General features: G+C 68.5%; 21 protein-coding genes and 1 pseudogene. 11 read left to right on the top strand and 11 right to left on the bottom strand.

Features of this window, described 5'->3' with window-relative positions:
- Positions 1 to 176: pseudogene (locus tag BM199_RS33450) on the top strand (IS701 family transposase); the annotation flags it as partial.
- Positions 173 to 337: a hypothetical protein gene (locus tag BM199_RS34005; RefSeq protein WP_177242661.1), complete on the top strand. Its 165-nt coding sequence runs from the start codon at positions 173 to 175 to the stop codon at positions 335 to 337. The pseudogene BM199_RS33450 and the gene BM199_RS34005, both read left to right, overlap by 4 nt.
- Positions 338 to 405: 68 nt before the next feature.
- Here BM199_RS34005 and BM199_RS24895 read toward each other — a convergent pair whose 3' ends face one another.
- The 9 genes from BM199_RS24895 to BM199_RS24855 all read right to left on the bottom strand — a co-directional run bounded on the left by BM199_RS24895 (position 406) and on the right by BM199_RS24855 (position 12,618).
- Positions 406 to 1,362, bottom strand: coding sequence for a C40 family peptidase (locus tag BM199_RS24895; RefSeq protein ID WP_043830815.1), 957 nt, complete (start codon positions 1,360 to 1,362; stop codon positions 406 to 408).
- On the bottom strand, positions 1,359 to 2,369 hold the full coding sequence (locus BM199_RS24890) for a replication-relaxation family protein (RefSeq protein WP_323807863.1): 1,011 nt from the start codon (positions 2,367 to 2,369) through the stop codon (positions 1,359 to 1,361). Before BM199_RS24890 ends, BM199_RS24895 begins: the two co-directional genes overlap by 4 nt.
- Before the next feature lie 169 nt (positions 2,370 to 2,538).
- Positions 2,539 to 5,082, bottom strand: a complete 2,544-nt coding sequence (locus BM199_RS24885; protein WP_091676089.1) for a helicase HerA domain-containing protein — start codon at positions 5,080 to 5,082, stop codon at positions 2,539 to 2,541.
- A gap of 49 nt (positions 5,083 to 5,131) precedes the next feature.
- Positions 5,132 to 5,965 (bottom strand): GP88 family protein, encoded by an 834-nt coding sequence (locus tag BM199_RS24880; RefSeq protein ID WP_043830811.1) that lies wholly within the window; start codon positions 5,963 to 5,965, stop codon positions 5,132 to 5,134.
- A gap of 47 nt (positions 5,966 to 6,012) precedes the next feature.
- Positions 6,013 to 7,923 carry a VirB4 family type IV secretion system protein gene (locus tag BM199_RS24875; protein ID WP_043830809.1) on the bottom strand — a complete coding sequence of 637 codons (1,911 nt, stop codon included), beginning with the start codon at positions 7,921 to 7,923 and terminating at the stop codon, positions 6,013 to 6,015.
- Complete coding sequence (locus tag BM199_RS24870) at positions 7,923 to 9,146, bottom strand: PrgI family protein (protein WP_043830806.1); 1,224 nt, start codon at positions 9,144 to 9,146, stop codon at positions 7,923 to 7,925. The genes BM199_RS24875 and BM199_RS24870 overlap by 1 nt, the downstream gene beginning before the upstream one ends.
- Positions 9,143 to 11,137, bottom strand: a complete 1,995-nt coding sequence (locus tag BM199_RS24865; RefSeq protein WP_043830804.1) for a TrbL/VirB6 family protein — start codon at positions 11,135 to 11,137, stop codon at positions 9,143 to 9,145. The genes BM199_RS24870 and BM199_RS24865 overlap by 4 nt, the downstream gene beginning before the upstream one ends.
- Before the next feature lie 3 nt (positions 11,138 to 11,140).
- Positions 11,141 to 11,389: a pilin gene (locus BM199_RS24860; RefSeq protein ID WP_225950548.1), complete on the bottom strand. Its 249-nt coding sequence runs from the start codon at positions 11,387 to 11,389 to the stop codon at positions 11,141 to 11,143.
- A gap of 251 nt (positions 11,390 to 11,640) precedes the next feature.
- Positions 11,641 to 12,618, bottom strand: coding sequence for a hypothetical protein (locus tag BM199_RS24855; RefSeq protein ID WP_043830802.1), 978 nt, complete (start codon positions 12,616 to 12,618; stop codon positions 11,641 to 11,643).
- Positions 12,619 to 13,160: 542 nt separating this feature from the next.
- Between BM199_RS24855 and BM199_RS34000 the strand changes: the two genes are divergently transcribed.
- The 5 genes from BM199_RS34000 to BM199_RS24830 are packed head-to-tail and all read left to right on the top strand — an operon-like array spanning position 13,161 to position 17,181.
- Complete coding sequence (locus BM199_RS34000; RefSeq protein ID WP_072029967.1) at positions 13,161 to 14,153, top strand: hypothetical protein; 993 nt, start codon at positions 13,161 to 13,163, stop codon at positions 14,151 to 14,153.
- Between the two features lie 52 nt (positions 14,154 to 14,205).
- Positions 14,206 to 15,087, top strand: coding sequence for a DNA methyltransferase (locus BM199_RS24845; RefSeq protein ID WP_051171987.1), 882 nt, complete (start codon positions 14,206 to 14,208; stop codon positions 15,085 to 15,087).
- A complete protein-coding gene (locus BM199_RS24840) occupies positions 15,084 to 15,878 on the top strand; it encodes a recombinase family protein (protein WP_081684792.1) in 795 nt (264 codons plus the stop codon). The genes BM199_RS24845 and BM199_RS24840 overlap by 4 nt, the downstream gene beginning before the upstream one ends.
- Entirely contained in the window at positions 15,875 to 16,396 is a 522-nt protein-coding gene (locus BM199_RS24835) for a VUT family protein (protein ID WP_043830797.1), read from the top strand. The genes BM199_RS24840 and BM199_RS24835 overlap by 4 nt, the downstream gene beginning before the upstream one ends.
- Positions 16,393 to 17,181 carry a deazapurine DNA modification protein DpdA family protein gene (locus BM199_RS24830; protein ID WP_043830795.1) on the top strand — a complete coding sequence of 263 codons (789 nt, stop codon included), beginning with the start codon at positions 16,393 to 16,395 and terminating at the stop codon, positions 17,179 to 17,181. The genes BM199_RS24835 and BM199_RS24830 overlap by 4 nt, the downstream gene beginning before the upstream one ends.
- Before the next feature lie 29 nt (positions 17,182 to 17,210).
- Here the strand turns inward: BM199_RS24830 and BM199_RS24825 are convergent, their stop codons facing one another.
- Complete coding sequence (locus BM199_RS24825; RefSeq protein WP_043830792.1) at positions 17,211 to 17,489, bottom strand: helix-turn-helix domain-containing protein; 279 nt, start codon at positions 17,487 to 17,489, stop codon at positions 17,211 to 17,213.
- A gap of 645 nt (positions 17,490 to 18,134) precedes the next feature.
- On the opposite strand from BM199_RS24825, the gene BM199_RS33445 reads away from it, so the two are divergent.
- The 4 genes from BM199_RS33445 to BM199_RS24810 all read left to right on the top strand — a co-directional run bounded on the left by BM199_RS33445 (position 18,135) and on the right by BM199_RS24810 (position 21,687).
- Positions 18,135 to 18,455 carry a hypothetical protein gene (locus tag BM199_RS33445; protein WP_143101914.1) on the top strand — a complete coding sequence of 107 codons (321 nt, stop codon included), beginning with the start codon at positions 18,135 to 18,137 and terminating at the stop codon, positions 18,453 to 18,455.
- Between the two features lie 79 nt (positions 18,456 to 18,534).
- Entirely contained in the window at positions 18,535 to 19,041 is a 507-nt protein-coding gene (locus BM199_RS33440) for a recombinase family protein (protein ID WP_076153521.1), read from the top strand.
- Positions 19,042 to 19,112: 71 nt separating this feature from the next.
- Complete coding sequence (locus BM199_RS24815) at positions 19,113 to 19,385, top strand: recombinase family protein (protein ID WP_043830785.1); 273 nt, start codon at positions 19,113 to 19,115, stop codon at positions 19,383 to 19,385.
- Positions 19,386 to 19,500: 115 nt separating this feature from the next.
- Positions 19,501 to 21,687, top strand: a complete 2,187-nt coding sequence (locus BM199_RS24810; RefSeq protein ID WP_245788643.1) for a recombinase family protein — start codon at positions 19,501 to 19,503, stop codon at positions 21,685 to 21,687.
- On the opposite strand, the gene BM199_RS24805 is transcribed toward BM199_RS24810, so the two are convergent.
- Positions 21,662 to 22,225 carry a hypothetical protein gene (locus BM199_RS24805; RefSeq protein ID WP_143101913.1) on the bottom strand — a complete coding sequence of 188 codons (564 nt, stop codon included), beginning with the start codon at positions 22,223 to 22,225 and terminating at the stop codon, positions 21,662 to 21,664. The two genes, BM199_RS24810 and BM199_RS24805, sit on opposite strands and share 26 nt — an antisense overlap.
- Between the last annotated feature and the right edge of the window lie 27 nt (positions 22,226 to 22,252).

The following is a 22,252-nucleotide window of genomic DNA, read 5'->3' as shown; positions in this document are numbered from 1 at the left end:
GGATCGAAGAGTGTTTCCAGCAGGCCAAGAACGAAGCCGGACTGGATCACTACCAGGTCCGGTCCTGGCGGGCGTGGTACGCCCACATCACCCTGTCGATGCTCGCCCACGCCTGGCTCGCCGTCGCCAAATCCCTTGCCATAAAAGGGGAATCGGTATCGCCGAACCAGACATGATCAGCTTTACACTACCGGAGATCCGGCGCCTGCTCACCAAGCTGGTCCTGCGTGTCGCCGACGCCGCCGAACACATCTGGTCCTGGTCACGCTTCCGCCGCCGACGACAACACCAAGCCCGCCTCAGCCACTACAAACGCCGCGGCTACCCACTTCCTTAACTGCCGTTGCAGTACTAACCCGTGCTGCAAAGAAAGTCGTCCGCTGCTGACGAGCACCGATTCTTCTGCTACAAGCGCGAATCGACCGTGGGCCGCGAGGCCGCCAGATAGTCATCCCCGTTCCAGCGGTAGTTGCTGACCTGGACCGGCTCGCCGAACGTCGGGGCGTGCACCATCTTCCCTGCACCGATGTACAGGCCGACGTGGTGGACGTTGCCGGTTGTGCCGTAGAAGACCAGGTCGCCGGGAAGCAGCGGTTGGCCGGCGGGCACCAGTGGACCCGCGTTGTACTGAGTCTGCGCGGTACGAGGCAGGTTGATGCCGGCGGCGTTGTAGGCAGCTTTGGTGAGGCCAGAGCAGTCGAAGCCGGCATGGCCGCCGGCTGGTCCGTTGCCACCCCATACGTAGGGCAGGCCGAGTTGGCCGCAGGCGAAGTTGATTGCCATGATCGCGGCGGGGTTGGGTGCCTGGATCTTGTTGCAGTCGCCGGTTCCGACGGTGGCGGTGCCGTACCGTTTTGCCTGAGCCAGAACGCCGTTGACGTACTCCTCGTCATGGTTGTAGGCGAAGAGCGCCTTGCGGATGTCTTTCTGTGCGCCGGAATCGCACAGGTAAAACGCGGCGGCGTAGATGGCGTCGTGCGGGTTGTAGCGGGAGGGCGGGTTCGAGCCACCGGGCGGGATCGTGTGGCGTGCAATCACACCGTCGAAGGTGGGCTTGAGGAACTGCATGGGGCCGCCGGCCCCCATGTAGTTCTCGCCTTCCGTGATGCCGTCGCCGGATCCGCGGCCGTGCTTGGATTCGGCGTCGCCGATCGCGGCGAGGATCGTCCAGTCCAGCCCTGGGCACACGGAGGCTGCGGCTCGGTAGAGCGACAGGTAGTCGTTGGGGATCTCGGCGACCGCGGCCTGGCTCGGCTCGGTGCCACCGGTACCGAACAGCGCACTGACGATGGCTTTGCCGACACCCCCGATGAGGATGGGGATAGCGATGATGGCCGCGACAGCGGCAACGGCGATCTTCATGGAGTCACCTTCCGGAAGTGGCTGGTGGGTAGGGGTGGTGGGTGCGGGTCCGGCGCGGCCAGGTCCGCGGGCGCCTGCTGCGCTTGAGCCGATGTCGAGGACTGGACAGCGGTGGGCGGTGCGACGTGGGGCCAGAACCGCGCGAGCTCGACGAGCCGCAGTCGACCCGGCCGTCGCGACGCCGGACCGGAGATCGGCAACCACCGCGCGACGGCGGGGTTGTCCTCGCCAGCCACGCCAGCGACATCTGCGGCGCTGGTGGCTACGGGCACGAGCGCTGGCCGGTCCAACTGGGACAGGGCGTCGGCGAGCGCCGTGAGCACGTTGGTCTCGCGGCGGTTGGTGGGCAGCCACACCAGGACGGGTGTGGTGATTCCTGTTGCGATGGCGAGCTTTTCGTAACCGTGGAGCTTGCGGGCGAGCTTGCCGAGGTCCTCGGTGCCGAAGTCGAATTCGAGGAAGAACTCGATCTGGTGGCCGTCTTCGCGCCAACGGCCGTAGGCGTCGGGGCGGACCATGTCGCCGAAGAGCCGGCCGCAGCGAAGCTCGGACCACCACGCGGTCAGGCGGCCGCGGGCACCTGGCCGTCGGCTGAGTGCAACGAGGCTGGTGAAAACGCCGTTGACGCCCACGGTGTGTGCGAGGCGCAGGGAGTGGGCGATGCCGATGGCGTCTTCGTGGCGGTAGCCCAGTTGCTTGGGGTCGAGACCATCCTCGTAGGCGAGGGCGACCGAGCCGGCGATGTCGAGCACGTAGTGCATCGGTGCGGTGCCGGAGCTGACGAACGGCTGAAAGCGGTCGACGACGCGCCACTTGAACAGGTTGAGCAGGCGGTGGTTGGCCGCGCGCATGGTCGGGTAGCAGAGTTCGACGATCTGCTGGGTGGTGAAGACCTTGTGCTCGTGCAGCATCCGAGCAAGCCAGCGGTCCCGGAGGGTGAGCCGTCCGGCGAGCTGGGCGTGGTGCTCCCCGGTGGTGGCCGCCCGTGGCGTGGGGCGTTGGGGCATGTGCCCGCGCAATGCCCTCTGAGGCGTGGGATTCGAAATCATGGGTCGGCACCTCCCAGTCGTTGGGCCGGAATGGGGGAAGGTGAAGGCAACGCATGCGGGATCACCGGAGCGGAACGGGCGCGATAGGTGAGCCCACATGCGTTGCGGGAGAACAAGGCCCGACAGGTCAGACCGCGCGGCGGGGGTCTACAGTGGGCTGACCGGGGCGGCCCGTTGCGTTGTCGGCGTTGGTGACGGGCGGGCGGGTATTGACCCTGGCTGCTTTGCGGATTGCCTTGGCGCGTCCGGGAATCGCGGGCGGGAGCTTCTCGGTAACCGCGGTGAACGGCGGCGCTTCCTCGCCGCCCAGGACTAGCCGAGCGGCGACGTGGTACACGCCGAGATTGGACAGGTCGTGATCGCTCAGCCGCGGCATGGTGTGCCGGGCCAGCCGCTTGGCGTCCTCGGGCGAGGCGTTGAAGAAGATCTTGCTGCGCGCGTTGGTGCTGACGCCCTCTTCGAGCTCCTTCGGTAGCTGTCCGAGGTACTGGTGTGCCAACGCCATGGAGAGTCGGTAGCCGCGGGCCTCGGCGAGCATGTCCTCCAATGGATAGGCCAGGTTCAGGAAGTTGTGGCACTCGTCCACGTACAGCCCGCAGTCGCGGCGTTGGCGCTGCGGGACGCGAGCTCGGCGAGTCGCGGCCTGCCAGGTGCGGGCCACGACGATGGAACCGACCAGCCGCGCGGTTTCCATCCCTAGCGCGTCGCGAGCGATGCGCACCAGGCAGATCCCACCGGTGTTGAGCACCTCATCCATGTCCATAGTGGACGTTCCACCGGCGATGGCGGCGCGGACGAACGGGCGCAGCAGGAAGCCGCGGATTTTGTTCATCAGCGGCGCGATCACTTGTGCGCGGCTGGCTTCGGACAGGTCGTCGTACCAGGACCAGAAGCCCTTGAGGACCTCGTCATCGATCTGGTCGCAGGCCCGTTGCCGGAACGCCGGCACGGTCAACAGCTTGGGCAGGTCGACCAGCGTCGGGGTACCGGGCATCGCGGTCAGGGTGAGCAGCCCGGCGCGCAGGATGTCGTCGGTGCGCGGCCCCCACGACGAGGCGTAGATCCGGGAGAAGATCGAGACCAGGTTGTCGACCGCGCGGGCCTTATCCGCTCCCTCCAACGGGTTGAGCACCGGCGGGCGGGCGCGGGAGTCGGCGTCGAACAGCACGACCTTCTCGCCGAGCTCCTCGGGCAGGCGCATCAGGATGTCCGACACGAGGTCGCCCTTCGGATCGACCACGACGACACCTCGGCCGGCCTCGGCGTCGGCCAGGATCATCCGGGCCATCAGCTCCGACTTGCCGCTACCGGTGGCGCCGAGGATGTGCAGGTGGTGGCGGGCGTCGGCGACGTGCAGGCCGACCGGGCGGGAGTGCCCGGAGTCCGACAGCCCCAGGGGCTTGATCTGCTCCCCGGCCGTGGCGATACCCGGCGGGGGCGGCACGGCCTTCGCGCCGGCCCGCTGCAGGCCGGGGGTGGACTCGTCGATCGGCAGGTGCGCGATTGCGGCCAGCTCGAGGATCGAGAGCAGGTCGCCCTTGCCCAGGCGGCGTTCGGCCAGCACGGCGACCGGATCTCGACGGATCCGAACCCGGCGGTAGTAGTTGTGCTCGGAGTAGGCGGCGAACGCCGAGGCGATCGCGTGCCCGCGACCCCGCAGCACCTCCCGCACCGCCTGAACCTCGCCCGACGTGGCGTCCTCGGGCACGGTGGTGGCCACGGCGTAGCAAATACGGGTCTCGAATTGGTTCGCCCGCAGCTTCTCGACCACAGCACGGTCCTGGGCGGCGTACTCCAGGCTGGTCTGCCGATCCAGGCCCGGCGTCCGCGTGCTGGTCGACGACTTCGGGGTCTTGCCCGGCGTGATGACGTCGAGCAGCCAACCGACCAGATGAACCGACCCGCCCGCGTGCACCCGCCGGGCGGCGCGGCGGGCTTTGGTCACTCGGTGGCCGGCGACCGGGCGGGCGAGGATCTGCACGCATGCCCGCTCGTGCGGGCCGAGCCCGACCGGTGCGCCGAGCATCGCGCGAATCGGGTCGGCCGGGTGCTCGGTGCGGATCGGCAGTGCTTCCGAGCGCGCCAGCCGCAGCTCGCCACCGACCGCCTCGACCCGCCGACCCGCTGCCGTCGTGGTCGGGATCGGGGGCTTGGCGGGGGTGGTGCGGGTGTGCGCGCCGGGCCAGGCGGCCTCGATCGCGCGCTCGACCATGCCGGGCGGCACCAGGCCCGGCACCCACAGCCGGATCTGCACGCCGTCGTCGGTGAATGTCAGCTCGAAGCTCAGGTGCGGCTGCCCGCCGAAGCGACGCCGCCACCCCGGCCGCAGCAATCCGACGAGGTTGGACCACACCGTGATCGCCCCGGACGGGTCGACCGTCGGCGGCGCGAGCACGGTGATCAGGCGAGCATCGATCATCAGGCGCTGGTGGTAGCGGCGGCGCCACCGACGGCGCGCGACGACCGCGGCGGTGACAGCGACCGCGAGCACCGGCCCGACGATCGGGCCCCAGGTCAGGGCGAGGTCGCGCAGGTGCGCCAGCACGTTCTGGAACGCGCCGAGCGGGTCACGCAGGTAGTCGCCGACCGGTGAGGCGAGCACGTCCGCGGTCTGCTCAATATGCGGTGGGATGAGGGCGGACAGGGGTGTGGCGGTGATTGGCCAGGACATCGGGGACCTCCCCACGCAAAGCGGTCGACGGGACGGATGCGAGCTGCGGTCAAGCCGCCCACGGCTGGTCAGCCGGCTCGGCCGTGGGCTGCTGGCTGTGGTCGGGGCGGGTGTTGTCGACGACGAGCCGCAGGTGCCGGCGGCCTCGGCGGGCGGCGCGGTCGGCGTCGACCTCGGCTTGCCACGCGGAGAACCGGCGCCCGGCCAGCCGCTTGAGGTAGGCGGGAATGCGGTTGGCCGGCACCCCGACCAGCCGCGGGCCCAGGACCGCGAGCAGGTCGCTGGCTTCCTGCGAGGCCCAGCCCGCCTCGGCGATCGCAGGCTCGTCGGGAAACACATCTGCGATCCGGTCGACGGCGGGATTCAACGCGGCATCCTGTGTCCCGCCATACGAGTAGACCCACAGAAAATTCGGCGGCGGGCCAGGCTCGACGAGCGTCCGGAATCGGGACACCTCTTTGGTGTAGGCGTAGAAATTCGTGTCGGGTCGAGTCCGGCAAATATCCAGCCATGCCTGAAGGTAGGCGTCGGAGAAGAAATCGCCGCTGTCGTGAATTCTGATCCAGGCGCCCCGGAACTTGGCCGCGCCGAGTTCCGCGACCATGGCGGCCTGCCAGCCGGCCAGGTCGTCCAGGACGTACATCAGGTTCGCCTGGTGCTTGGCGCGGACGACCGGCCAGGTGTAGGTGCCGTGCCGGGCGTAGCACGCCTGCGCGCAGATTCCGGCCGACGGACAGGTGTTGTAAGTGCGACCGTCAGCCAAGCGGCCGGCCCAGGCCGGCAGCGACCAGTTCCACACGCCAATCTGGCGCATCTCGCTGTTTTGCGTGAGCAGCCGCGTGGGCCGGTTAACGGTGGCGGAAATGGGCAATGACGTAGACATGGGTATCCCCTGGGTGCGATTCGGTGTATACGGATTGATTCCTGCGATTAGGCGGCGTCGAGTTCGATCTGCGACGCGTTGCCATCGTCGAACGAGTCCGCGATTCCCGCGGTGTCGTCCGCGCCGAGTTCGACGAAGGAGTTCTCGATTCCCGACGAGGTGTCGGAATACCCGGCGATTTCGGCGGGGTCAGTCGTGACCAATTGATGCTCGACCGGTGAGGCGATGGACTGGAATGCCACGCGCTGCGTCCCGGTCGACAGGAGGCCCTGGCCACGGTCCGCGGAGAGCAGGAACTGGCGCTCACCCATAGACAGGTCGAAGGTGCGGGTGATCTCGTCGATCGCCTGGGAGGCTTGCCGCAGCAGGATCTGCGTCGCGGCGTTGGCCACCACTGCCTTACCCAGATCCGAGCCCAGGACGTCCGCGGTGTCCTGGGTGGCCACCGTGAGACCGGCCCACTGTTTCCGGGACGCCTTAGCCATCCGGAACAAGAACTCCGCGCCCGCGGGCTCCTTCATCAACAGCCACGCCTCGTCGACCACGACCAGCCTGGGCTTGCGGATGGCCGGGTTAGAGACCTGCCGCCACACCGCGTCGAGCGTCAGCAACGTGCCGATCGGCTTGAGCTCGTCGGCGAGATCCCGCAGCGAGAACACCACCAGGTGTCCCTCCGGACGGGTCGACGTCGGGCCGGAGAACAGCCCCGAGAACGCGCCGGTGACATACGGGTGCAGCCGCGCCGCGAGTTCCACCCCGGCGGGGTCACCGGTCCCGGCGAGGACCTCGGCGAGGTCGGCCAGCAGCGGCGCCGGGCGGGTCCAGGTCCGCGGATCCGAGGTGATCCCCACGCGCTGGTAGGTCGCGGTGATAGCCCGGTCCAGTGCCGCACGTTCGGTCGCTTCGAGCTCACTGCCCAGCAGCACCGAGATCACCGTGTGCAGGAACAACGACCGGCGGATCAGCGCGTTGCGCGGTGCAGTGCGGCGCCCGTCCGGGCGGGTGTGGATCGGCAAGTCCATCGGGTTCAACCGGACCTGCTCGGCACCGAGGTGCACATACGTTCCGCCGACCGCGGCGGCCAGCCGGGCGTACTCGTCCTCCGGGTCGATGACGTGGATCTCGATCCCGCGATACAACGACCGCAACAACTCCAGCTTCACCAGGTAGCTCTTGCCCGCGCCGGAGCGGCCGAGGATCACCGAGTTGTGGTTGTCCAGGGCGAACCGGTCATGGTGGACCAACCCCTGGCTTCCGACGTTGAAGCCGTAGAGCACGCCGCTCGGTGCGCCGACCGAGGTCGGGTCGGGCGGTGGCAGGTCCGGTGAGGTGAACGGGAACGCCGCAGACAGCGCGCTGGTGTCGAACGTGCGGCGCATGCCGACGAGGTCCAGACCCATGGGCAGGCTGGTGATCCAGCCCTGCATGCTGCGGTACGTGGTCGGTTTGCAGTCCAGCAGCAGCGACGCCGCCAACGACCGGATCGCGGCGACCTCGTCGCTGAGGGCCTCCTCGGTGGGAGCGTGCACGGTCAGGTACAGCCCGAGCCGGTAAAGCTTGCCCTCGCCACGGGCGACCCGTGCGGACAAGTCGTAGGCATCCTCGGTGGCGGCTTCGACGTGCGGGTCGACCAGCCGGCCCTTCTCACTGGTGTGCCGGCGACCGCTTTCGAGCTTCGACAGCTGCTTCTTGAGACGGTTGGCCGCGGTGACCGGGTCGATCGGCTCGATGTGCAGCGAGACGTCGACCCGTCCGGGGTAAGTCAGCAGCGGCTGAAGCCACCCGTTGTGCACTTCGCGCGGGTAGCCGACGACGGCGAAGCTCGCGACCCATTCGCCACCGACTTCCAGCGCACGAGGACGGACGGAGATGGCGTCCGGAGTGAACGCGCTGGCCCGCCCGAGCGGCGGCTGCACGCTCTGGGCCTTCCGGCCGCGGCGCTTGTCCTTGGTCTTCATCAGCGGTACCTCCCCGCGGAGTTGACGTAGTCGTCGGGGTCCTCGGCGGTGTCGTCGAAGCCGTCATCCCAGGCGTCCTCGGCCTCGCCGAACTCGTCGTCGGTGGGGAACGCGGCGCGGCCGAACGCGCCTGCGTCCCAGCCGTCGTCCGGGGCGGTGGTGATGACCTCGTCCGAGGCGGCGAGACCGGAGTTCGGCGGGATCACGCTGTCGGGGTTGCAGGCCGCGGCGAGCACCGCGGTGGCCTGTCCGGCGTCCAGCGGGGTGACCACGATCCCCGAGGGGGACAGCAGCTCGACCGCCTCGCTGAGCCGGCGGACCAGCCGGGCTTCGGCGGCCCGCCGGGTGGCGTCGTCGACCAGGGCGGCCTGCTTGGCGGCCCTGCGTTTCGCGGTCAACGCGGCCAGTGGCGAGGCGCTGCCGAGTCCGTCGGTCGGGCCCGTGGTGAGCAGCGGTTCGCGCAGGATCAGCAGCACTTGGCGGCGCAGCAGGTCGGTGGCGCGGCCGAGTTGGTCGAGGTACTCGGCGTGCTCGCGCGCCGCCTGTTCCAGCGCCGGGTGCGGCAGGCCGCCGGCCTGTTCGCGGAGCTCGGCGATCTGCCCGGACAGGTCCAGTCGTTCCGCGCGGATGAGCACCTGCACGGGTGCGGTCAGCGAGTGCAGATACCGCCCGAAGGAGGCGACGAGGGACTCCTGCTCGCCCGGGGTGCGCAGCCCGAAGTTGATCGTCGAGCAGACCGCGACGACGGCGACCCCGTCCTTGCAGAGGTCGATGACGCCGGTATCGGTGACCGCTTCGGCGGGCAGCCGCAGCGCGGCCGGCGAGACCGTCGACGCCGCGGCGTCCCCGCCGTCCTTCCCCTGGGCGCGGCTCTTGCTGCTGGTATTCGTGACCTGTCTGCCCAGCCACTCGGGGGCCGGGCGGATGCCTTCCGGCGCGGCCACTCGGTGCTGCGGGCTCATCCGCTGCCGCAGCGCCGCCAGCACCAACCGGTCGAGGGTGATGCCGTCGCGCTGGCCGAGCGCGAGGAACGCGGCGGTCACCCCGATCGGGATGGCGACGATGAGGAACGCCACCAGCGGCACGAACTCGCGGGTGATCGTGTACGTCCCGTACAGCACAATCCCAGTGATGGCGAGGATGAGCAGCTGCCGCGCCGTCAGCGGACCGATCACCCGGTCCTCGCGATCGACGTCGGCAGGAATCCGGACGGGCTGACTCATTTCCCTTCACCTCTTGGAGCGGGTTTCGGCGTGCGGAACAGCGCCGGCGGAACGGACTGGGTGCGCCGGTAGGCGTCGCCGATGCGCGGCTCGGGCTGTGCCTGCCGGAACACCGGCGCGGCAGGCGCGGACGCCGACGTGGGTGGCGACGACGGCTGCGGTGCCGGCGGCGTGGCGGGTCGGAACTGCAACTGCGGGGGCACAGACGCGGTGCGGATCGGGCGGGCCGGCGGCGGGGTGGCGCCGCGTCGACGCGGCCCACCGGCTGCTTGGAACTGGGGCGCCGATCCCGGCCGCTGCCCTCGCCGCGGCGGTGAGATCGGCGTGGCGGGCCTGGGTGCGGAACTGAACTCAGGAGGCATGGCTGGTCCCTGGTTTGCCGGGGTGACGGCGGGGTCGTGGGTGGTGTCTTGGGGTGAGGGCTGCAGGAACTGCGGCGTCTGCGAGGGCAGCCGCGACCGGCGGGCCGCGCGGACGCGCTCGGCGTCCTGGGCCGCCTTGAGCCGCTTGTTGACCATCTCCGGGGTGGGCGCAAGGCGCGCCTGAGCAGGCCACGGCGAATTTGCCGACCCGCCACCGCGACCCCCACCACCTCCGCCGCCGCTCTTCGCCCCGACCGCGCCGCCGACCTTGCCCAGTGCGCCGGTCTTCCCGGCGACCATGCCGAAGGTCTTCGCCGCGATGTAGGCCTTCGCCAGCCCTCCGAGGAACGACCGGCCAGAGCTGACTTTGGCGGCCGATAACAACCAGAACGGGATCTTGAACAGGATGAAGAACAAGGCGATCGCGGCGACCAGCGTGCCGAGCGCGGACAGCGTCGAGCCGAACAGATGCACGCCGCCGGACAGGAACGTGCGCACTGCGGTGATCAGCACCAGCGCTTGAGCGACCTGGATCGCCAGCGTCGCGGTGATCGCCTTCCACCACCAGCGGGCCAGCGGGTCGGTGTGCGGCAGGGCGTGGAACATCAGGAACAAGGGGCCCGAGATGATCAAGACGAGGGTGATGACGATCCGGACCACGTAGACGACCAGCAGGCCCAGGCCCACCACGACGAGCACCAGGCCGACCAGGATGATGAACAGTCCGCCGGTCTGGATGCCGGCGACGGCGTCCTTGAGGGTGTTGCCCAGCGAGGGCGCGTTGACCCCGTCGCCGAGGATGCCCAGGGTCAGGCCGTTGGCCAGTCGGATGAGCTTGTCGGCGAAAAACAAGCTCAATGCCGAGGCCATGAACGCGATCGGGATCCGGGGCCCGATCTCCTTGATCGAGTAGCGCGCCTGGACGCTCTCGTGGCCCATCACGACGATGCCGCCGAGGAGGATGAGCAGGCCGTAGGCAGCGACCACGAGCTCCCACGAGTTGTTCCAGAGTTCGCCGATGCCGGGTAGGTCGCTGATCGTCGGTGTGGACAGCGCGGTGTGCCCGATCAGTTCCAGGATCGGCGAGAGCGCAGCTTCGACGATGCTGCGGAACGCCGAGTTGATGGCCTCGGTGATGCAGGCACCGATGTCGGTGATCCCGCAGTCCGAGTCGCTGACACCGTTGCCGCTGCCGGGCTGCTGCGGGCCACTTGTCGGTGGCGGCGTGGTCGGCTGCGGGATGCAGTCCTCACCCGTGCACGGCGTGCTTGGCGGCGCCGTCGATGGGCTGGGCGCGCTCGGCATTGGGAGTGTGGGCTGTGTCGGTGTGGGAGGCGGGGCACAGGGGATCGGCCGCGGCTCAGGCCCCAAGCAAGGATCCGGGTTCGGTGTGGTCGGCTGCGCCGAGGCGCTGACCGCGAGGACCCCGACCAGGAGCACGACGACGCTCAGCGCCAGCATCCAGCCCGCGTACCAGCGCCAGTGCCGACCAGCCGGCGGCCGGTCGGCGCTGGCGTCGGAGACCGGGGAGAGCATCGCTCGGTCCCCGTCGATTCGTCCGGCGGCAGCGGTCGCGACCGGTCCGCCGGACCGGCGGTACGGGCGAACCGTGGGCGGGGTGCCGGCCATCGGTCAGGCCCCCACGATCCCTTTGAGGATCTCCACGACCAGCGGCGCGAGCGCTGCCAGGCCGTAGCCCCACCCGGCGGACTTGAAGGCGGTCTTGGCCTTCTCGACCTCGCCGGGGTCGCCACCGCCCATCACGTATCGGACACCGCCGATGGACAGGAACACCGTGGCCAAGCCGGCCAAGATGCCCATGATCCAGTTGCGGACGTTGTTCAGGACCGTGGTCACCGAATCTGCCAGAGCGACGACCATCGTGTCGGCGTGCGCCGCCGACGCCGACGCCAGCAGCGCGAGGACCGCCAGCTCGACAATCAACGCCACGTGCGACCAGCGGCGGGGACGGACCGGAACCCAGGCCTCCGGCCTAGTGACCGGAGCACTGGTCGGCTCGCTGCCGGTGATCTCGGCCGGCGTGCTCGACGCTGGGGCCTCGGCCGGCGGCTGCGGAGTGCCATCGAGGCGGGCGCTGCGCGGTCCGCTCGCGGCGGGGAAGAATCGATCGATCAGGCGCATTGGGGCACCTCCGAAGGTCGGGCTGAGCGCGGGGATGTCCCGCAGCCCTGAACTCCGGATTTCGCATCCGTTTTGGACACGCGACCCTGAATTTTCTGCCCCGACTCGACCTCACTAACCGACACGGACAGTGACGACCGCGGCAAGTCGCGGGCCGGTGCGACCGGTCGCGCCAGGGCCACTGCGGTGGCTACCTGGTCGGTCAACGGGTCGGTCGGATCGGTCTCGGCGACGCCCTCGCGCAGGTACGCGGCGAGCCGGAGCTCGGCGCGTTTGCGCGCCTTGTAGACCGCCCACTCGCCGGTCTGGTGCCGCGCAGCCCAGTCCGCGACGGGCACCTCTTCCAACCGAGTCGCACCAATCAGCGCGGCCTCGGTCTGAGTCAGGACTCCGTCCGCGACCGCGCGGGCAAGGACCAGATCCGGGTGACCCCACGGCGCGTGCGGCGGGGTGGATCGGAACCCTGGCGCGACCGGAGTCGGACCCGCCAGCGCCTCGGCGAGCGCGTAGTAGCCGGACCGGTAGGCGGCCCACCGCAGCCGCAGCATGATTCGCGGCGGACGCAGATCGATGGTCGACAACGCGGTCAGGAAGCCGCGCAGAACCTCGGCGTGCACGTCGGCCGGATCGTTGGCGAACCGGTTGGTCAAGGTCGCCGCGACAGAAGTCAGCGCGGGCAGTGCGACCCCGACCGCGGCGATCGTCCAGGTCGCTCCTTCAGTACGGGAGCGCAGCACCAGATGCGCCCACACCGCGTCCCGCGTCGCCTGCGGGCACCGGCGCGCCAGCAGTCGGTCGCGGACCTCGTCCAGCGCAATGTGCCGGTCCGGCAGACCGGGAAAGAGCCGGCCGTTCAGCGATATCGGGTGCGGCCCGGTCACTAGCCAGGTAAACGTGTCCCGCGCGATATCCAATGAGTTCGGGACGGCCTCGTCGCCAGCGCGACGGAAAACGGATTGTGCTGCCATGTCGTGACTCCCACGGCGTCGATGTGAACAACAACGACGTCAGGAAGCCACGACCGATACCACGGAAATACCACATCATTACTAGGCGCCAACTAGCGAACCGCGCCGAGGCTACTAGCGAACTACTATTTCATCCCACGAACACCATGAAGCAAGATCAACAAAGCGCCCTCGTGGCCCGCGTAACCCGATCGACGCTAGTAGCCGACGAACTGCAGTTATAGTTGGTCACTAGTACGACGCTAGTAGCCGAACTGCGCCCGGATACAGTCGGCACTCAAGCTCAACCTGGCACCGCCGAAAAATCTTGAAAAATCTGACCACAGAGTGGCCCAGAAGACGGTGGGCGCCGACCTGGGTCGACGGAACGAGCGGCTCAGCGTCGAGGCTTTGGCAGAACTGTTCGAATCACGCCAAGTCGCCATTAACATGCACCTTTGCCATCTCAAATAAGTTTGGCGAGGCGTGTCCAAAACGGGGTCGAAATACAGAGTTAAGGGGCGTCAGAACGCACAGCCCCACCTCGTCGGAGGAGACCCGCGATGACCCCGACACACGGCAACGGCTCCCCAGGAGACGGCTCCCAGGAGCACGGCCCGACCGACCCCCCGACCGTCCCGATCCCGCTACCGCAGAGGCGGCGAACACCACGCCTACGCACCCTGCGCCTCACGCTGCACCATCCTCGTCCCGCCCAGCCGAGCACCGTCTGGCCGTGCGCTCAAGACGAACTCCGTGAGGGCACCGGGCTGCTCGCCAACTGGTTGCTGACTGCGGTCATCAAGATCGTCACCACCTACACCCAGCCCGGCCAGCGAATGCTCCTGCTTGCCCCCGCGCCCTACCTCGCGCCGCCCGCATCGTGGTCACCAACGGCGGGCCGTAACCAGTCCCGGCCCGGCCCGTACGCCGGACTACACGAAGCGGGCTGGACCGTGGTACGACTCGGCCGCAGCATCCGGACTCAGACGGCCGTCGCGCACCCCAACCTGGCCGGCGAACACTCCGGCGACGCGTCGGCCGAGGCCGAGTCCGGACCCCGACCCCGCACCGCCAGTCCGACCACCGACCAGCCCGCCGAGCCGTGGGCACACCGTCGTCCCGGACCGCACTCGACCGCGACCGGCGTCGGTCCGGACCGCTACGACCTCGTCATCACCACGGCCGAACCGCGCACCCTCGACGGGGTCCGTCCGGCCGACTGGGCCGGTCTGCTCACCCCGACCGGCACCCTTGCCGTCATCACACACGGTGAGCGAGCCCGTGGTCGGCTCACCGACCCCGCAAGCTCGCTCGTGCGCGCCGCGCACCATGCCGGACTGCGCTATATCGATCGCATCGCCCTGCTGCGCGTGCCCGTCCGCGACGGCGCACTCGCCGTCGCGACCCCGGCCACGCACTCCCGTTCCCAGGCTCCGGCACGACCGCTCGCGACGCCCGCTCGGCACATCCAGGTGCACGACGACCTCTTCGTGTTCACCCGCCAGCCGGCCCCGACCGACACCGCCGACGGGGAGGAGACCTCCAATGGCTGACCGTCCCACGTCGCCCTGGCCACTCCCCCTGCCACCGGGGGAGGAGCCCTCAATGCCGTCCCTATCGGTCTGGCCGACCGGGCAGCGCGACACTCTCGCGCAGCTGCGCGACACCGGCTGTGTGCCCGGCACCGAGACCGACACCGAGCGGATTCCACCCGCCGTCGCCGCCCATGCGATCGCCACCTACACCCGTCCCGGCGACCTCGTTCTCGACCCGGATTGCGGGGCCGGCACCGTGCTGACCGAGGCGCTGCGCGCCGACCGTCGCGCGCTCGGACTGACCGCCCGCACCCAGTGGTGGACGCTCGCTCGCGCCAACGTCACCGCCGCCAAGACCACAGGCGCGTGGCGCGACGGCTCGGTCCTCGACGCCCGCCCCAAGGTGCTCGCGACCATCCGGGCCGCAGGGTTGATCGGACGAGTCGGACTCATCCTGACCAGCTTGCGCACCGCGCCTGACCGCGCGACCGGTCCGGGCCGCGACCCGGTCGAGTCCGCCCTCGCCGACCTTGCCACAACACTGCTCTACTGCGAGCCGCTGCTGCGATCCGGCGGACACGTCGCCGTCGTCGCGCGGCCCCTCCGGTGTCCGGACGGCTCGCTGGTCGACCTGGCCACACCGGTGCTCGCCGCCGGAACTTCGGCCGGGCTGGCACCGGTCGAGCGGTGCATCGCACTGACCGCCGGACTGCGCGGCAGCCGGCTGGTCACCCGCGCTTCGCTTGCCGAACGCCGCGCTGCCGCCCGAGCACTCGCTGCCGGCGCGCCGACCGCGCTCTCCGCGCACCACGAAGTGCTTGTCTTCCAGCTCGCCCACGACGCCGAACTCGCCGCCGCCGCGGCAGTCGGCATCCCGTGGCCGACCGAGGACGAGGTGATCCGGCCCGCCGTCAACCGCGTCACCTACCCCGGCTGGGGACGAGCAGCATGACGACGCGCCTGTACTGCCGTGAATGCGGCTGGCATCCCGAGTTCCGCGGCAAGCGCGCTGCACTTCGCGCCGCCGCCCGCCACCAGTGCACCGGCACACCTGTGCCCGAGACGCGTCCACCCTGGTGGTCCCACCTGTGGACAAACCTGTGGACAAGGCAGTCGGATACCTCCGCCGTCGACACCGAAGCAGGTGCGGACGACCCGACCAGTAACAGCGAATTGGTCGACGCCCGCGGCAACCACATCCAGTGGGCCGCGCCCGCCGCGCACCACGCCGAGACCACCCGACGCGCCCGCCAGGCGATGGTCGAACTCGTCCGCGCCGGCTACCAGATCGGGCCCCCGCCCTACGGCTACCGCGCCCTGCGCATCCGGGTCACCGACCCCAGCGGACACAGCAAACTGCGGGCGGTCCTCGTCCCAGACTGGCAGACCGCCGCCGCCGTCAAGCAGATCTTCATCTGGCGGGCCGACCACGGCCTGACGTTCGCCGTCATCGCCGCACGACTCAACAGCGACCCGAGCCAGTACGCAGCCCCGGTGCCCAACGGGCGGTGGACCCCCAAGGCCGTCCGGCGGATCGTCACCAACGTCAAGTACACCGGCCGCCAGGTCTGGGCCCGCACCATCGCCGGCCGCCCGGCACCCATCGAGCAGTGGGTCACCTCGGCGCCAAAGGTGCACGAGCCACTCGTCGACGAGCGCACCTTCCACCGCGCCCAGCCCGGCCCCACTGAACTCCCGCCCAGTGCGACAGACCCGGCCGACTCCCCGCCGAGCGCGGCATGAACATCCGCCGGTGGACCGTCGCCGCCGTGGTCCTGTTCGCCGGGTACGCGGCGACGATCGCCGGCGCGAACTGGGCCACCTCACTCTGGCCAGCGGTCGCTATCGCGGGCCTGCACGTTCCCGCAGGCGCGTTCTTCGCCGGGCTCGCATTCACCGTCCGGGACCTCTTGCAGGACGCTGTCGGCACCCGGACAACGCTGCTCGCGATCGCCCTCGGCGCGGCGTTGTCCGGACTGGTCGCCGAGCCGCGCATCGCGCTCGCCAGCGCGGCGGCCTTCGCCGTCTCCGAACTTGTCGACCTCGCCATCTACACCCCGCTGCGCGACTGGAGTCACCTCGCCGCCGTGAGTGCGTCGAACACGGTTGGACTGCTCGTCGACAGCCTGCTGTTCCTGCCGCTGGCCTTCGGCTCGCTGACCTACCTCACCGGCCAACTCGTCGGGAAGACCACCACCACGGCCCTGGCGGTCGCTGTGCTTGCTGGTGTCCGCGCTCGCCGGAGGGCGATGCCAGCGTGAGGTTCTACCTCGGCGTCCACCAACCCATCTGGCTGACCCGCGTGCCCGACATCCCGCTGCTGGTGTCGCACCGGCGGCTCGGCCACCGCCGCACCCTGCCCCGCGCCATCACGGAATGGGCGCTCGACTCCGGCGGCTTCACAGAGCTGCAGCTTCACGGACGCTGGCAGATCGACGAGAAGGATTACGTCCAGACGGTCCGGCGCTACGCCGACGAGATCGGCAACCTCGCCTGGGCGGCGCCGCAGGACTGGATGTGCGAACAGCGCATCCTGAAACGCACCGGCTTGACGATCCGCGAGCATCAACGGCGGACCGTGCGCAACCTCGTCCGCCTGCGGGAACTCGCGCCTGAGCTCCCTTGGGTGCCGACGCTGCAAGGCTGGACTCTGTCGGACTACGAACGCTGCGCCGACTTCTACGAGCAGGCCGGGATCGATCTGGCCGCCGAGCCGCTCGTCGGGATCGGCACGGTGTGCCGGCGCCAGAGCAGCGCCGACGTGGAGCGCATCATGCGCGCCTTCGCCACGCGCGAGTTGAACCTCCACGGTTTCGGCATCAAGATCACCGGCCTCAACCGGTACGCCGAAGCTCTCGCCAGTTCGGACTCGATGTCCTGGAGCATGCGCGGTCGATACGTATCCGGATGCGGTCCGAGCCATCGCACCGAGTCGAACTGTCTGCGCTTCGCGCTCAGCTGGTATCGGCAGATCCGAACCACGCTGGGTTCGGCAGGGCTGTCTGCGGACACCGTGTCCCCGCAGGTATTGGGGAGGGCCGCGTGATGGCCGTCGCCGCGTTCGCCGCCGCGGGCTCACTGCTCGCCGCGGGACTCCGTGGTGTCCGGTTCGACGAGCGAGACATCGCGTGGAGTGTCGATTCCGAACAGCTCGTTGGGCGTGCACCGCAGCGTCGTGCACAGCGCCTGCAAGGTCGCCACTTTCACCTGGACCGGCTGCTTCTTGATCAGCACGTCAACCGACTGGAGAGACAGTTCGAACCCGGCGCGCTGGATGAGGATTTCGCGCAACTGGGTCGCGGTCCAGACGTCGCGGGAGGCCATGACCTTCCGCAGCCGCCACTCGATCTGCACCCGCTGCCGTCCCGTGTTCGTCGCTCCGAGGCGCTTCGCGCCGTCGCCAACCGACTCTCAGTGTCCCCGACGGCGACCGAAGCTGGCCGCCGCACGTTCGGCGTGTTTAGCAGACACACACCCACGAACAGATAGAACTTGAGATACGCAGGCTGTACTAGATCTATTCAGGTGTTACCTTAATTGAATGGCGCATCTGTCCCCGGTTCAACAGAGAGGAGGTGCTTCGGCACCCATCACGTTCATCGCCATGCCGACGCGCCGCGGTTCGCGGTCAGCGCCGGTAGCGCTCTTCTGGACTCGCGTCGACCGCCCACCCCGAGCTGACGAGGTGACCCAGCACCAGTTCGGCAAGGCACACAGTCCTACCGAACGGCAAGAGTCCAGCACGGCCACGAGCGCCGGCCCCACACGGACGCATGCGGGGAGCAGAGGCCCGTTGGTCGTGACAGCTTTGGCGGTCCCAGCTCATTTAACGCACGTCATGGTGCGTGCCCGCATCGCCGCGAAACCCGCTTCGCGCGGATCGGCGACCGCAGGTGTCGGCAGCTGGGAGTGCCCGCTGTGTCGACGGTTCCTGTCGCCGACCAGCAGCCCCGTGAACCTCCGCCAGCCGCGGGCCTCACGGGCACGAAGGGGGCGCTCATGTGCGCTCAACCTCGCAACCCCGATCAGGCCGACAACAACTGCGCCGACGTTCCTGCTCCGGCCGACCAAGAGCAGCAGGGAAGCCCCGTCAGCGCGCCGAGCAGGCAACCCCGACGGCGCGTTGGCGCGAGCAGAGCTGTGCGCAACGTGGTGGTGCGCGGCGTTCGCCGCGATCCCCCCGACATGCGCAAGCTCGCGCGGGTGGTCGCCAGCCTCGCGGCAGACCTGGCGCAGACCGAAGCCAGCGAGCAAACGCTGCCCGCCGAGCCAGGCACCGCGGACGCCAGCCACCCCGATCACTGCCGCGACGCGGCATGACGTCGCGCGTTCGCGCTTGCGCAACGAACCCAGCGGATCGAAGCCGCTCGCCAATGACTCGAAAGGAAGGTTCACCACAATGCCGCCTGCCACTTGCGATCCCCGCAGCCGCCGAGCCGCACACCCACGGGCTCGACGGCCGGTACGCGTCGGCCTCTACCAGCGGTGGCCCACCCTCCGCGAAAGCGACCACCTGCAGACCTACGTCGCGTCCCAACCCGGTTGGCACATCGCTCTCCGCAGCAGCGACTACGCATCAGGCGGCACGCTGAAGCGTCCTGGGCTGCAACGGGTATTGGCGGCAGCCCGATCCGGAGTCATCGACGTGCTCGTCGTCAACCACCTGTACAGCCTTTCCCGCAAGACACAGCACCTCGCCTTCGTGCTCGACGAGTTAACGTCCCGAGGCGTGCGGGTCGTCTCGGCCACTGATCCCGCCCTCGACACGGAGACCGCGCACGGCCTCTTCCACGTACGCGTGTTGAGTGCCGTCGCGGAGATCGAGCAGACCGGCGCACTCGCAGATCGTCGCGACCGGCGTCGCCACGACCAGCAATCCGCCGACGAATCGCCGCTCGCCGGCTAACTGCAAATCCCGCCGGAGCCCACTGCGCCGACCAAAACATCCCCATCCAGACCGACTCATAACGAGGTGTCATGACCACCGCCTACGCCAACTCGGACAACGAACTCCAGCCGTCGGATGCCCCTGCGCCCACCACCCGCGCGGTGATCTACACGCGCGTGGCCTCGCCCGGACGGGCCGAGACCGACCACAGCGTCACGGCCCAGCGTGAGGCATGTCTGCGCAAGGCGCGGGAACTGGGTTTCTCGCTCATCGACGAGTACGTCGACCCAAACGCTCGACTCTGGCGACGGCCGAAACGCCAGCTGTTCCGACGCATGCTCGCGCGGTTCCGCAGCCGTTGAGAAACAGCAACCCGGCCACGAATTCGCCGCTCGCCGGGAGCGCGCGATCCAGCCGCCCGGACCCACTCGCCGGCTGCACGGTCCTCCGTCCAGGCCGCCCTCAGAAGGAGGTGTCATGACCAGCGCTTATGCCGACTTCATCGATGAACTGCAGCAGGACGTCACCATCCCTATCCAGCCGCCAATGGACGACCTTGCCCACGGCACTCGCGCAGTGATCTATCTGCGCGTGTCCTCGACCGGGCAAGTCCGGACCGACTACAACCCGGAAGGCATCTCCATTCCGGCCCAACGGGAAGCGTGCTTGCGCAAGGCGCGGGACCTGGGCGTCACGGTCATCGACGAGTACGTCGAGCCCGGACGCTCAGCCATGGAGATGACCAAACGCGAAGCATTCCAACAGATGCTCGCGCGGGTGCGCAGCCAGGGCGACGTTGACGTCATCATCATCTACCAACTCTCGCGCATGGCGCGGAACCGCTACGACGACGCGATCGTCATGGCAGACCTGCGCAAGCGCGGCGTCACCCTGGTCTCGGCCACCGAGGCCATCGACGACACCCCGGTCGGCCAGCTGATGCACGGCATCCTGGCCACGTTCAACGAGTACCAATCCCGCCAGTCCGGTGCCGACATCGCCTACAAGATGGGCCAGAAAGCCCGCAACGGCGGCACGCTCGGACGCGCGAAGCTCGGCTACCTCAACCACATCGACCACTCCGACGGCCGCGTCATCCGCACGATCATCGTCGATCCCGAACGGGCGCCCTTTGTTCAGCTGGGTTTTGAGCTCTTCGCCAGCGGCGACTACACGCAAGAAGAGCTGGCTGACGAGCTCTACGACCGCGGCCTACGCACCAGGGCCACCCGGCGACACCCCGCCAAGAAGGTGTCCGAGAACAAGATTTCGCAAATGCTGCGTGATCGCTACTACCTCGGATACGTCGAGTACGACGGCGAAGAAATCCAAGGGCGGCACGAACCGCTCATCGACGAGGACCTCTTCGAGACAGTTCAGGAGATCCTTGAATCGCGAATGACGGCACAAGAACGCCGTCGCGTCCACCACCACTACCTCAAAGGATCGCTCTTCTGTGGACGCTGCCAATGCGACGGCATCAAGCGGCGGATGATCATCCAACGGACCATCAACTCGAAGGGCGCCGAGTACCTGTACTTCTTCTGCCGCGGCCGGCAAAAGGGGCTGTGCCAAGCACCCCACGTCAACGTCACGCTCGTCGAGGACGCTGTCGAGCGCCACTACTCCGCGATTCGCTTCAGCCAGCCGTTCATCACTGACATGCGCGACCAGATCGATGCCGTGCTCGGCGAGCAGGAAAAGTCCGCACGCCTGCTACGCAAGCAGATCACCGCACAACTCAAGGAACTCGACACCAAGGAGGAGAACTTGATCGACCTCGCAGCCGACAGCACGCTGCCGCAGACCAAAGTCAAGGAGAAGCTGCGCGACATCGCCCGCGAGCGCCGCCGGCTGGAGGATCGCCTGCACACAGCCAACGCCGACCTCACCGACAGCGCCCAGCTCGTCAACGCCGGCCTTGCTCTCCTCGAACAGCCCGACCAGCTGTACCGACGCTGCAACGACCAACAGCGCCGCCTACTCAACCAAGCTATCTTCCACACCCTCTACATCGAGGACGACAAGATCACAGAGGGTGAGCTCCGTGAGCCCTTCGCCGAGCTCCACGCCATCCAAGGTCAGCGGACCGCAGCAACCAGCGCGGAGGGCACAATCAAAAGGACCACCCGCAATGCGGGTGGTCCTTGCTCGCCTTCAGGCGTCGCGGTCCTACTTCGTGGCCTTCATTCAGGCACTTGTTCTAGTAAGACCCCTAGGGTGGAGCTAAGGGGACTCGAACCCCTGACCCCCTCACTGCCAGTCAGGTGGACTGGACCTCTCCACCTGCGCAAACGGAGAAACCGCAGGAAAAACGGTTCCGTTCAATGCGGTTCGGTGCAGTTGACTGCCGTTGTGCGCGCAGGTGTGCTCCAGGATTGCTCCAGCGAAAACCGTGTGAAGGCCGATCATCGCGCGATCACTCCCTGCGGTCAGACTTCCATCGTAGTCAACCAAGACATCGGCTTCAACAGCGAACGCGCCATTTTCGGTGCGGACGCAACATCGGTTGTTGGCACACTTGGCAAACCCGGACACAGCGCCCTCGATCGCGCGATCGGCACGGCGCGAAGGGACCGGCTCCGCAAGGCCATCGTTCCCGTTGCCAAACACACCCGGCCGTGCACGGTCAGCGCATCTACTCATCCGTCACTAGAGCACTGAACTGATTCGTGACGCTTTCCGGGTCATCCACCTCATGATCAAGGTCAGCTTTGAGCGCGCTGCGAAGGTCCGGCAGGTCGGGAGCGGCGTACGCTGGGCGCTCCAAGAAGGAGACGACTTCGCGGATCGCTGTGTACCACCACTTCTGCGTGCCCCGCTCACCGTGCTGCTTCCGGCGATCCTTCAGCAGGTCTTGCCAGACTCGGAGTTCCCAGCTGTTGCGAGCGGCGTCGAGCGATACCTCCCCGGTCAGCAACTCACGGAGTTGGCGCTCCAGGTTGTCCGCTCGCTTGGATGCGTGCTCAAAGGTGTCGACTGTGAAACTCCACCAAACCTTCCGACGGAGCCGGATCACCCGGTACGCGAGGTTCTGCAACGAGTCACTCTGCAGTTCCTCGACCACCTCCTGCAGGTCTCGGATCAGGCGCTGAACGTGCTCGACCTCGTACTGGGCCGAGTCGGCGGAGGCGGCAGCAGAGTCGGCGGACGACGATGCAGACGCGGCGGCGTCCGCCGCGTCAACGGTCGATTCAGTCAATCGATGGATCGGCTCGGCGATGTGTTT

It is taken from the genome of Amycolatopsis marina (assembly GCF_900111885.1).
Classification (GTDB): Bacteria; Actinomycetota; Actinomycetes; order Mycobacteriales; family Pseudonocardiaceae; genus Amycolatopsis; species Amycolatopsis marina.
Note: the sequence above shows the minus strand (reverse complement) of the source record. Positions and strands in the feature narration are given on the sequence as shown.

Coding starts and splice junctions, on each gene's coding strand:
- BM199_RS24890 (WP_323807863.1), bottom strand. CDS start 2,369: ATGCCCCAACGCCCCACGCCACGGGCGGCCACCACCGGGGAGCACCAC.
- BM199_RS24885 (WP_091676089.1), bottom strand. CDS start 5,082: ATGTCCTGGCCAATCACCGCCACACCCCTGTCCGCCCTCATCCCACCG.
- BM199_RS24855 (WP_043830802.1), bottom strand. CDS start 12,618: ATGGCAGCACAATCCGTTTTCCGTCGCGCTGGCGACGAGGCCGTCCCG.
- BM199_RS24895 (WP_043830815.1), bottom strand. CDS start 1,362: ATGAAGATCGCCGTTGCCGCTGTCGCGGCCATCATCGCTATCCCCATC.
- BM199_RS24835 (WP_043830797.1), top strand. CDS start 15,875: ATGAACATCCGCCGGTGGACCGTCGCCGCCGTGGTCCTGTTCGCCGGG.
- BM199_RS33440 (WP_076153521.1), top strand. CDS start 18,535: ATGCCGCCTGCCACTTGCGATCCCCGCAGCCGCCGAGCCGCACACCCA.
- BM199_RS24860 (WP_225950548.1), bottom strand. CDS start 11,389: ATGGTCGTCGCTCTGGCAGATTCGGTGACCACGGTCCTGAACAACGTC.
- BM199_RS34005 (WP_177242661.1), top strand. CDS start 173: ATGATCAGCTTTACACTACCGGAGATCCGGCGCCTGCTCACCAAGCTG.
- BM199_RS24880 (WP_043830811.1), bottom strand. CDS start 5,965: ATGTCTACGTCATTGCCCATTTCCGCCACCGTTAACCGGCCCACGCGG.
- BM199_RS24845 (WP_051171987.1), top strand. CDS start 14,206: ATGCCGTCCCTATCGGTCTGGCCGACCGGGCAGCGCGACACTCTCGCG.
- BM199_RS24810 (WP_245788643.1), top strand. CDS start 19,501: ATGACCAGCGCTTATGCCGACTTCATCGATGAACTGCAGCAGGACGTC.
- BM199_RS34000 (WP_072029967.1), top strand. CDS start 13,161: ATGACCCCGACACACGGCAACGGCTCCCCAGGAGACGGCTCCCAGGAG.
- BM199_RS33445 (WP_143101914.1), top strand. CDS start 18,135: ATGTGCGCTCAACCTCGCAACCCCGATCAGGCCGACAACAACTGCGCC.
- BM199_RS24875 (WP_043830809.1), bottom strand. CDS start 7,923: ATGAAGACCAAGGACAAGCGCCGCGGCCGGAAGGCCCAGAGCGTGCAG.
- BM199_RS24865 (WP_043830804.1), bottom strand. CDS start 11,137: ATGGCCGGCACCCCGCCCACGGTTCGCCCGTACCGCCGGTCCGGCGGA.
- BM199_RS24870 (WP_043830806.1), bottom strand. CDS start 9,146: ATGAGTCAGCCCGTCCGGATTCCTGCCGACGTCGATCGCGAGGACCGG.
- BM199_RS24840 (WP_081684792.1), top strand. CDS start 15,084: ATGACGACGCGCCTGTACTGCCGTGAATGCGGCTGGCATCCCGAGTTC.
- BM199_RS24815 (WP_043830785.1), top strand. CDS start 19,113: ATGACCACCGCCTACGCCAACTCGGACAACGAACTCCAGCCGTCGGAT.